Consider the following 509-nt stretch of genomic DNA (forward strand, 5'->3'; position numbering starts at 1 on the left):
AGGTCTACCGGGACGACCGGCCGCTTACGGACTGGTCCGAGCAGCCCGTCGGACGCGTCTTCGTGCACCTGGTCACACCGCCGCAGTGGCGGCGCATCACCGGCGAGGCGCCGCCGCCCTCACCGGTGGACCGGGCGGCGTACACGAGCGCGGGTCTGCCTTGGTACGACTACTACGACGCCGACGCCGAGGATCTGACCCCCACGGACACCCTGGAGGCGGTCAAGCCGGCCGGCGAGTGGCTCGGGGACGACCTGGAGCCATGGCAGCCGCCGTCCAAGGAGCAGGTGACCCCACTGAAGGACGCTCCGGGCAGGCCGGTCGAGGACGGCGACTGGTAGGTCGGTCGCGTTGCGCGGTGCGCAACCTCCGTTGCCCTACTTGCCGTTGCCGGGCGGCAAGGGCCAAGGTGGCTGTCACGACCGGGGCGAGCGACGACCTGAGGTGCGGCATGGACACGGAGGCAGCGGCGAGGGACCGGCGCTGGAGCAGGCGCCGGTTCGTCGGGG

Annotated in this window: 1 pseudogene; it reads left to right on the forward strand. The window is 72.3% G+C overall.

Annotation, left to right across the window (positions count from 1 at the left end):
- Positions 1-341, forward strand: a pseudogene (locus M878_RS54520) (hypothetical protein); the annotation flags it as partial.
- Positions 342-509 lie beyond the last annotated feature (168 nt).

Source organism: Streptomyces roseochromogenus subsp. oscitans DS 12.976, from assembly GCF_000497445.1.
GTDB lineage: Bacteria > Actinomycetota > Actinomycetes > Streptomycetales > Streptomycetaceae > Streptomyces > Streptomyces oscitans.